At 37.3% G+C, this 9,133-nt stretch carries 11 protein-coding genes and 1 other annotated feature; of the genes, 7 read left to right on the forward strand and 4 right to left on the reverse strand.

Going from position 1 to position 9,133, the window contains the following annotated elements; translation table 11 throughout:
* Both ACLTU0_RS08765 and ACLTU0_RS08770 read right to left on the reverse strand, forming a co-directional pair.
* The coding region (locus ACLTU0_RS08765; protein WP_412322087.1) for a UvrD-helicase domain-containing protein at positions 1-408 on the reverse strand (408 nt) is incomplete at its 3' end.
* Complete coding sequence (locus ACLTU0_RS08770) at positions 401-3,901, reverse strand: PD-(D/E)XK nuclease family protein (protein ID WP_412322089.1); 3,501 nt, start codon at positions 3,899-3,901, stop codon at positions 401-403. The genes ACLTU0_RS08765 and ACLTU0_RS08770, both read right to left, overlap by 8 nt.
* A 241-nt stretch (positions 3,902-4,142) precedes the next feature.
* On the opposite strand from ACLTU0_RS08770, the gene rpmG reads away from it, so the two are divergent.
* From rpmG to rplA, 5 genes are all read left to right on the forward strand, one after another.
* Positions 4,143-4,292, forward strand: a complete 150-nt coding sequence (gene rpmG, locus ACLTU0_RS08775; protein ID WP_022229956.1) for a 50S ribosomal protein L33 — start codon at positions 4,143-4,145, stop codon at positions 4,290-4,292.
* Positions 4,293-4,318: 26 nt separating this feature from the next.
* Positions 4,319-4,549: a preprotein translocase subunit SecE gene (gene secE / locus ACLTU0_RS08780; RefSeq protein ID WP_308456371.1), complete on the forward strand. Its 231-nt coding sequence runs from the start codon at positions 4,319-4,321 to the stop codon at positions 4,547-4,549.
* A 35-nt stretch (positions 4,550-4,584) separates the two neighbouring features.
* Positions 4,585-5,109, forward strand: coding sequence for a transcription termination/antitermination protein NusG (gene nusG, locus ACLTU0_RS08785; RefSeq protein ID WP_022229958.1), 525 nt, complete (start codon positions 4,585-4,587; stop codon positions 5,107-5,109).
* Positions 5,110-5,243: 134 nt separating this feature from the next.
* Positions 5,244-5,669, forward strand: a complete 426-nt coding sequence (gene rplK / locus ACLTU0_RS08790) for a 50S ribosomal protein L11 (protein ID WP_022229959.1) — start codon at positions 5,244-5,246, stop codon at positions 5,667-5,669.
* A gap of 59 nt (positions 5,670-5,728) precedes the next feature.
* Complete coding sequence (gene rplA / locus ACLTU0_RS08795; protein WP_022229960.1) at positions 5,729-6,421, forward strand: 50S ribosomal protein L1; 693 nt, start codon at positions 5,729-5,731, stop codon at positions 6,419-6,421.
* 60 nt (positions 6,422-6,481) lie between these two features.
* Here the strand turns inward: rplA and ACLTU0_RS08800 are convergent, their stop codons facing one another.
* Both ACLTU0_RS08800 and ACLTU0_RS08805 read right to left on the reverse strand, forming a co-directional pair.
* Complete coding sequence (locus tag ACLTU0_RS08800; protein ID WP_412294998.1) at positions 6,482-6,673, reverse strand: hypothetical protein; 192 nt, start codon at positions 6,671-6,673, stop codon at positions 6,482-6,484.
* Positions 6,666-7,979, reverse strand: coding sequence for a radical SAM protein (locus ACLTU0_RS08805; protein WP_412295000.1), 1,314 nt, complete (start codon positions 7,977-7,979; stop codon positions 6,666-6,668). The genes ACLTU0_RS08800 and ACLTU0_RS08805 overlap by 8 nt, the downstream gene beginning before the upstream one ends.
* A gap of 96 nt (positions 7,980-8,075) precedes the next feature.
* Here ACLTU0_RS08805 and ACLTU0_RS08810 point away from each other — a divergent pair, with 96 nt between their 5' ends.
* Both ACLTU0_RS08810 and rplJ read left to right on the forward strand, forming a co-directional pair.
* Entirely contained in the window at positions 8,076-8,309 is a 234-nt protein-coding gene (locus ACLTU0_RS08810; protein WP_412295001.1) for a helix-turn-helix domain-containing protein, read from the forward strand.
* Positions 8,310-8,350: 41 nt separating this feature from the next.
* Positions 8,351-8,485: a sequence feature (ribosomal protein L10 leader region), on the forward strand.
* Between the two features lie 58 nt (positions 8,486-8,543).
* On the forward strand, positions 8,544-9,133 hold a 590-nt coding region (rplJ, locus tag ACLTU0_RS08815), incomplete at its 3' end, for a 50S ribosomal protein L10 (protein WP_412322091.1).

A 9,133-nucleotide genomic window follows, 5' to 3' on the forward strand; every position in this document is an offset into this window, starting at 1 on the left:
GGTGTCCATAATGCTGAAATTCGGATCAACACCTAAAACGTGAAAATTGTTTTTGACCACACGTAAACAAAATGCGTCGATTGTGTTAATATCCGCACCTGCTGTAAGGTGCATTTGTTCTTTTAAATATTTGCTTTGTGCAATATCGCCGTTTTCAAGTGCCTCACGATATGATTTGTTAATTCTGTTTATAATTCTTTCTTTCATTTCGGTAGCCGCCGCCTCCGTAAACGTTGCTACCAATATACTGTCTATCGGAAAAGGGTTTTCGGAGTTGGTTATAAGATTTACGATACGTTCGACAAGTACCGCCGTTTTACCAGAGCCTGCGGCGGCGGAAACAAGTATGTTTTTCTTGCCTGACGGCTCATATATCGCTTTTTCTTGTTCTTTTGTCCAATTAGGCATCTTCGTCAACTCCTTTCGATTTGTTGTTTTTTAACGCCGCGCCTTTTGTTTTTAATATCTCCCAAATATCTTCTTTTTTGACCGATGAATCCGCAATACGCGGTGTACAGCTGTCTTGGTCGAATTTGCAGACAGGGGAGTAAGAACAGTAATCACATACACTTGAATTTGATGTGGTGTACGGACTAAGGCTTATTTTGCCGTTTCTGATATTGCTGTCCATTTCAATAATTGTATCAGCCACATATTTCATTAGACCGTTAATTTCATCTGTGGTGTGAACTTCTTTAAAACCTGTTTTTGTACCTGTTTTTATGTTTGTAAATGAAACTTGACCGCTTTCAAGGAATTTGTTATCCATATTGTAAAGCAGTTTTGTTTGAAGTTGTTCGTCTTCGTCCGTGAATGTTACACCGTCAAGTTTTAGTGCGTTTTTGTTGGACTCAACTATATTGTCCTCTGTAGTTGATGAGTTAAGCTCCTTTATTTCATCACGCACACCTGTGTAATAAATACCTGCCACATCAGTGTCGGCATGTTTAATTTTTGCGGCAATGGCATATATAACCATCTGCATATTATAGCCGTTGTAAATATTTTTTATATCAAAAACCGTTTTACCTGTCTTGTAGTCGATAATTCTAAGATATGATTTGTCACCGTCGCGGCATATGTCTATTCGGTCGATTTTGCCTTTTAATGCGACTGTATCGGAAATATCTTCTTCAAAATCGTATTCCATACCGTTCTCGGCAAAATTGCCGGCAGAAAGTGTTTTTTGAACAAGTATTGCGGCATTTGAAATTGTTTTGCCCATGCGCGTGAAAATATTCGCGGTACGTTCTTTGTCGCGAACGTCTGACGACAGCAGATTGCTGCACGATTCATTTATAATACCGCCTATAATATCGTCACGTTTTTCGTCAGTCAAATTACGCCAACGGTCTATTTTATCTTCGTTTGTATTTGCACCGTCCTCAACGGTATCGCAGAATTGTCTGATAACTTCGTGAGCATATGTTCCGATATTTGAAGAATTGACTTCCCACACGTCACGTTCTTGTGCGTTAAGTCCGTATCTTAAAAAGTATTGGAACGGACAAGCGGCATAGGTGTTGATACGCGTTGCACTGTATGTGATTTTGCCGTCATACATCATATTTGATATATCGCTGTCAAGCATTACACCGCGTTCACTGTAATAATCGGCACGTTTCATAAGCGAAAGCATAGGTTTCCATTTTGTTTGGTGTTTGTACCAATCGTATACGATTTCCCATAACTGATTTTTACTGCCGTTAAATCTGTCGGACATATTGATAAGCATTCTGTGTATTGTTGCTTGCGGGGTGGAAATGTAAATTCCGTCTTTCAATGGGTCGTTTAAAAGGTTATCCGATACGGTCATTTTAGGGAATTTACGCATTATGTCATTTATCATATGCGACGGTGATTGTGACTTGCCTTCTTCATTTTGAATTGAATAGCTGAAATACAATTTTTCGCTTACCGCGCATAATGCTCTGTAAACCTTAAAATACTGTTCGTCAAGTTTCTTTTTAGTATCGGGTGCAAGAGTTACGCCGTATTCTTCCTGCAAAGTGCATCTGTCGCGGTTTGAAAGAAAACCCTCGGATGCAATACCCGTAGGAAAAGTACCGCTTTTTGCGCCGACAATAAACATTACCTTAACGCTTGTATGACTGCTCCTTTCCACACTTCCTACATACACTTGGTCAATACCCGATGGAATAGTGCGTATTTCGCATTGCGACAGACCTACCGTTATATATTCCGCAAATTCCGAAATGTTAATTTTGTCGCCGTCAAGTGCGATTGTGACTTGATTTAATATATCAAGAATAAGGTTCCATATTTTCGTAAATTGTTCGGATTCGTTCAGTTTGCCGTCTTTTTGGAATTTTGTGATGTCGGATTTTAATCCGCTATACAGGTTGATGTCCTCAAGATATTCAAACAATGCCGTTGCAAATTCTACGGCCGTTTTTCTGCCTTTTGTTTTTTCTTTGAATGACGCAATCGGTGCGGCTATTTCGTGACGGAGTTTTTCTATAACTTCATTTGCATCTTCTTCAGACTCTGTTTGAAAAGCAGTGTCTACGATATTGTTTTCGCCAAGCCACTCTTTTTCACCGAGCCACTTTGAACCGCCTCTTATGCCGTGCTTCAACACGAAGTTTTCAAGTATATCTATTTCTTCTTGATTAATCGACTTGAAAAATTTTAACTTTCCGTGTTGTTCTTTTCTGTAAATAAAACCGGCACGAAGATAACGAAAAACAGAATCATAGCTCCAATCGTCTTCAAGAATACCGAATAAAGATAAAATCTGCATTGCGATAGGGTGGTCACTCAAAATGATTGTTCTGTCGGTGAAATACGGTATTTCGTATTCGGAGAAAACAGCCTCTATAAGATGTCTGTAATCATTTTCATCACCGCATAACAGTGCAATATCTTTAAAACGATAGCCGTCATCGCGGACAAGGTCAACGATTTTGCAGGCAATTCGTTCGATTTCACCGTAGGTGTCACGACTTTGAAAAAGTGCCGTATTTTTAGGCTTGTCGGGATATACAAAGTCCTCTGTCCAATATCTGAAAAGCTTGTATAGGTCGTCTTTGCCTTTTAAGTGACAAAGTCCGTCAGAGGCGGTGTATTCGTTTTCAAGACCGTATGTTTGCGACAGTTCGTAAACTTTTTGTACAGTCTTTTCGGTCTGAAGATAAATTTCGCGTTCGTTCTCGTATTCTGTAACAGGACAGCATACACTTATCGTCATATGTACGCCTTTTTTCAGAAGTGCCTCAAGTACGCAAATCTGCTGCGGCATAAATTTGTCAAAACGATTTACCCATATATAAGTGTTTTCGTCAAATTCGGTGCCGTTTTCGATACGGTTGGCAAGATAAAAAAGGTCGTCCTCGCTGTCGGTACAGCCACTTTCTTCGACGTAAGAAAGATATTTCTCCAATACGTTTGAAAGTGCAATCAGTTTGTTTTTTAAAGTTTTGTTGTCCGTTAATGCATTTGCCTTTTCAAAAAGTATTTCGGGTGCGATAAGGTAACGCTTCATTTCACTTATCAGTGACGACATAACGTCAAGAAACCCCTGCTGACGCATAGAGGTGATAAGTTTTATATCCATATCCTTTACGTTCAAAAGCTCGTCGCACGCCGCCGAAACAGCCTTATATATAAGCATCATTTTACCTGGGGCGGTAAGATGGTTTTGTTGTTTGGCACTTAAAAAGTTTATGGACATACGTCTTAGCGTAAGAACTTCAATATTGTTAAGTCCTATACCGCCGAAAAAATCAACAAATTTTCGTTCGGTTTCGTATGAATAATGGTCAGGGATAATCATTATACATTTTGAATCGGGATTTTTTTCGTGTATTTCACTTATTTGTTTAAGGCACATATCACTCTTGCCGGAGGAGATAGCGCCTCGTATAATACTGACTCCCATAATTTTAATCCTTTCGTAATATATATTAAGGTAATTATATCATATTTAAAGTACAAAAAAAAGTACATAAATACAGGAAATCGCGAAAATATACACGTGAAAAACAAAATAAAAGAAAAAATATGAAAAAATAGCTTGACTTATAATTGTAATAATGTTATAATAATTTTGCTCGAATAAAAGCTCTTTTTTTTATGCTTGAAAAGAGAGCTGAACATATATAAATGCGGAGGTGTAAAAAATGAGAGTAAAGGTTACATTAGCGTGCAGCGAATGCAAGCAGAGAAACTATAATACAATGAAGAATAAGAAGAATGACCCTGACAGACTTGAAATGAACAAGTATTGTAAGTTCTGCAGAAAGCACACTCTTCACAAGGAAACCAAGTAATTTTGATTGAGTAAGGATGTGTAAAAATGGCTGATACAAATTTATCTAAAGCAAATAAGCCAAGCTTTGGTACAAGAGTCAAGAGATTCTTTAAGGATACTAAGGCTGAGCTAAAAAAGGTCACATGGCCTAACAAGGAACAGCTTATTCATAACACAGGCGTAATTATTGTGTTTATCTTAATAATTACAATCATCTTGTCCGTACTTGATTTTGGTTTTGCAAAATTGTTCCAACTATTAACTAACATATTATAATTCATTAAAAGAATTGTTAGGGAAGGAGAACGGTTATGGCAGAAGAAGCAAAATGGTATGTGGCACACACATATTCGGGTTATGAAAACAAGGTAAAAGCCAATATTGAGAAATCTGTTGAAAACCGTGGTATGCAGGATTTAATTCTTGATGTCAAGGTGCCGACCGAAGAAGTCATTGAGGAAAACGGTGATAAGAAGAAAGTAGTTCAGCACAAGATTTTCCCAGGCTATGTTATTATCAAGATGATAATGACTGATGAAAGCTGGTACATTGTCAGAAATACACGTGGTGTTACAGGATTCGTAGGACCGGGTTCAAAACCTGTTCCGCTTTCGGACGAAGAAGTTGAACGCATGGGCGTTGAAGTTATTCGTATGAAAGATATTGATTTTACCGTAGGAGATCTTGTTTCAATTAAATCAGGCCCTATGGAAGGCTTTTCGGGTAAAGTTACGAGCATTAACAATGAAACACGCAAGATTAACGTCGCTGTTTCGATGTTCGGACGTGAAACCCCTGTTGAAATTGACTATACACAGGTTGAACATATGGAATAGTTAATCAAATTATTTTGATATAGACAGCAAATGCTGTTTATAATATCCCTCTGGTAACAGTGGGAGGGCTTTATGCCCGCAATTACCACATTCATATAGCGATATGCTATGAAAAATTCAAGGAGGTGGCCATTATGGCACAAAAAGTTGCAGGTTATATTAAATTACAAATTCCTGCCGGCAAAGCAACTCCGGCACCACCGGTTGGTCCTGCTCTAGGTCAACACGGCGTAAACATTATGCAGTTTGCAAAGGAATTTAACGAAAAAACAGCAAAGGACGCAGGTCTGATTATCCCTGTAGTTATTACAGTATATGCTGACCGTTCTTTCTCATTCGTAACAAAGACACCACCGGCTGCAGTTCTTATCAAGAAGGCTTGTAAGATCGAAAGCGGCTCAGGTGTTCCTAACAAGACAAAGGTAGCTACAATTTCAAAGGCAGATCTTCAAGCTATCGCAGAACAGAAGATGCCTGACCTTAACGCTGCAAGCGTAGAGGCTGCTATGAGCATGATCGCAGGTACTTGCAGAAGTATGGGCGTTCTAATCGGTGACTAATTTGTTAAGAGAAGTGGGAGAGATATAAAATCTCGTTTAACCACGAAGGAGGATACGAAATGTTTAGAGGAAAGAAATATCAAGATAGCGTAAAGCTTGTTGAAAAATCAAAGTTTTACGATACAAATGAGGCTATGGACCTTATTACAAAGACAGCTAAGGCTAAGTTTGATGAAACTGTAGAAGCTCACATCAGACTTGGTGTTGACTCAAGACACGCTGACCAACAGGTCAGAGGTGCTATTGTACTTCCGCATGGTACAGGTAAGACTTCAAAGGTTTTGGTATTCGCTAAGGGTCCTAAGGCTGACGAAGCAAAGGCTGCTGGTGCAGATTACGTTGGTGATGCTGACTTAGTAGCAAAAATCCAGGGTGAAAACTGGTTCGATTTCGACGTTGTTGTTGCAACTCCTGATATGATGGGCGTTGTTGGTCGTCTTGGTAAGGTACTTGGTCCTAAGGGACTTATGCCATCACCAAAGGCAGGTACAGTAACAATGGACGTTACAAAGGCTGTAAACGAAATTAAAGCAGGTAAGATTGAGTACAGACTTGATAAGACAAATATCATTCACTGCCCAATCGGTAAGGCATCATTCGGTGCTGAAAAACTTCAGGAAAACTTTAACGCACTAATGAGTGCAATCGTTAAGGCTAAGCCGGCTGCTGCTAAAGGTCAATACCTAAAGAGCGTTGTTGTAGCTTCAACAATGGGACCTGGTATAAAGATTAATGCAGCTAAAATTGGCTAATTGATTTAATAGCAATTAAAAACCGCTCACAATATGAGCGGTTTTTTTATGTACTTTTTATTACTGAATAAAGCAACCGCAACATTTTTCATATGCGATGCAAGTACAACCGTAATTGTCGCAACCTGATGCTAAAACCAAGTTGTCTTCAAAAGTTATAGCTTGAATAGCTAATACTCCTGATACGGCTTCCTTGAATTTTGACATTGAGTCATATGCTTTTTTCTCTAATTCAGATATCTTATTATTCATTTAAATGCACCTCCTTTCCTAAAAGTTCAAAACATAATTCTTTAATCAATAGGTTCTGATTAAGTTGACATCGATTATATCCTATATTTCTTGCATCAGGACAATCTCCAGCACAGTGATATAGACAAATACAATCATTACATTTGGAAGGCAGTTGAACTAAATTCTTGTTTCTATCAATTGCTTTTTGATTGAATATAAATGTTTTATTGTTAAAATCATAGTGAGCATATCCATAATTTTCACCAGTTTTATCACGTTCGCAAGTTGTTATAATTCCTTTGGTAGTAACCGTAAATGATGGTATAAACATTGCACCGCAGAAACCAGATGCCAAACGTTCTCTTTTTAGAGACGATGAACTTACTCTAATACCTAATTTTTGACCGTATATGTAGGCTTCCCAAAAATATTTTTCAAATTCATTTAGATTTGGAGCTTGTATTATTGAGGTTTCATTTAGTGATGCACCTCTGCCTAGAGGAACAAGCGGTTCCAATACTAAGTTTATATTATTCCCATATCGTTCAAACAAAAATGAAATAAAATCGTTTAATTGTTTGAGACTTTCATTTGATACGGTGCTTCTAATTGATAAATGACCTTTTTCTTTAAAAATAATATCTGTTGTTTTAATAACTGTTTCAAAAGTCGGTTTTTTATTTCTACTTGGTCTATGTTTGTTTTGAATTTCAGCTAATCCATCAAGAGAAATTAAAATGTTGTCAATGTTTTTTGCGATATAATTAGCAATGTCTTCATTGTAATATGCATTTGTGGTCATTGAAATTACAGATCTTAAATTTTTTTCTTTGCATTTTTGCTTGATGGAACTAACCGCTCTTTTTAATAGTGATAGATTGTATGTTGGCTCTCCGCCTACAGCGAAAGAAGTATTTACCCCCTTTAGGTTTTGATTAGAGGCTTGGTCTATAGCATATTGAATGGATGCATCTAATAGTTCTGTGGACATTTGATTATCTTCGCCTGCATCTGCATGGCAATATAGACAACCCAATGTACAGTTTTCGGTTAATCCTAATGCTAAATGAAAATATGAAGATTTAAGTTTAGTTATATCAAAGTCCATAGGCAACCGCTGCTTAAACTGTTCATTTAGTAACACTTCAAATTCGGGGAATTTTGACAGATTATTGTTTAAAGCATTTGTCATTTTTTTATATAATGGCTTATTAATATTCATAAGAATTCCAAAGGTGGGAGCATAGAATATAAATATATTATTTTGCGTATTACTAATAAAGTATACATTATCGCCATTATAGGTATATTTTTCTGTTTGCATAATTTGTATACAATCCTTTCTTTTTTTTATCATAATACCACATATATGTGGTATTTGTCAATATGAATGTTGATGATATGATATTATTTTTTTGAGGTGAAAATCTTGAATAAACACTATAATGTTATATTAAGAGAATTGAGAGAAGACCATGATTTAAAACAATCTGATGTAGCTAAAATAATTAATTGTGCAACATATACTTATCAACGATATGAATATGGTGTTTTACTGATACCGATAGATAAACTTATAATATTGGCAGATTTTTATGACGTATCCACTGATTATATGTTGGGGAGAACAAATAATCCAAAAATAATGAAATAAAATTAAAAAAAACTATTGACAAGCTGTTTAAATTATGCTATACTATAAAAGTTGAAAATCCGTAGACAGTCGGCGGCTTGCAATGTACATTGCAGACATAAGTCCTACCGAGGGTGTTTTAGTAATGACTATTACAAAGCTCTTGGTCTATGACTGAGAGCTTTTTGTTTTATATGTAAGACATTGCTTTTGGATTTTCAAAGGTGATTATTCTTACAGGAGGTGAAACGAATTATGCCAAGTGAAAAGGTTTTAGAGGCTAAGAAAGCACAAGTTGCCGAAACAGTTGAAATTTTGAAGGCTGCTCAGACAGGCGTGCTTGTAGACTACCGTGGTTTGAACGTTGAAGAGGATACTGAACTTAGAAGAAAGCTTAGAGAAGCTAACGTTAAGTATTTCGTTATTAAGAACACACTTCTTCGTCTTGCTGCAAAGGAAGTTGGTCTTGATGCTCTTGATGAAGCACTTCACGGACCGACAGCTATCGCTGTTTCTTCAGAAGACGCAGTTGCACCTGCAAAGGTTATTGCTGATTTTGCTAAGGAAAACGATAAGCTTGAAATTAAGACAGGTTTCATGGACGGCGCTGTAATTTCTCTTGACGAGGTTAATAAGCTTGCAGCTACACCAAACATGGATACATTGATCGCAAAGATGATGGGAAGCTTGAACTCACCTATTTCTTCACTTGCAAGATTGCTTGCAACTATTGCTGACGGTGGCGAAGAAATCGCAGACCTAATAGCAAAGAAGAGCGCTGAGGAAGCTCCTGCAGCTGAAGAAGCTGCACCGGCTGAGGAAACTCCGGCGGAAGAAACAGCAGA

The sequence above is a fragment of the Hominilimicola sp. genome, from assembly GCF_046972485.1.
GTDB lineage: Bacteria > Bacillota > Clostridia > UBA1381 > UBA1381 > Hominilimicola > Hominilimicola fabiformis.